Below are 602 nucleotides of genomic sequence, written 5' to 3' on the forward strand. Positions count from 1 at the left end.
CGAGTTCTCTCAAGCGCCTTGGTATTCTCTACCTGACCACCTGTGTCGGTTTGGGGTACGATTTCGTGTTACCTGATGCTTAGAGGCTTTTCCTGGAAGCAGGGCATTTGTTGCTTCAGCACCGTAGTGCCTCGTCATCACACCTCAGCGTTAGTAAACGACCGGATTTACCTGGTCGTTCCGCCTACATGCTTAAACCGGGACAACCGTCGCCCGGCCAACATAGCCTTCTCCGTCCCCCCTTCGCAGTAACACCAAGTACAGGAATATTAACCTGTTTCCCATCGACTACGCCTTTCGGCCTCGCCTTAGGGGTCGACTCACCCTGCCCCGATTAACGTTGGACAGGAACCCTTGGTCTTCCGGCGAGCGGGTTTTTCACCCGCTTTATCGTTACTTATGTCAGCATTCGCACTTCTGATACCTCCAGCATGCCTCACAGCACACCTTCGACGGCTTACAGAACGCTCCCCTACCCAACAACACATAGTGTCGCTGCCGCAGCTTCGGTGCATGGTTTAGCCCCGTTACATCTTCCGCGCAGGCCGACTCGACCAGTGAGCTATTACGCTTTCTTTAAATGATGGCTGCTTCTAAGCCAA

The 602-nt window shown here is 53.7% G+C and carries 1 rRNA gene; it reads right to left on the reverse strand.

The window, feature by feature from the left end:
• Positions 1-602, reverse strand: a 23S ribosomal RNA gene (locus WFN61_RS20710); the annotation flags it as partial.

Origin of the sequence: Pseudescherichia sp. AS216 (genome assembly GCF_037152055.1) — a bacterium.
GTDB lineage: Bacteria > Pseudomonadota > Gammaproteobacteria > Enterobacterales > Enterobacteriaceae > Pseudescherichia.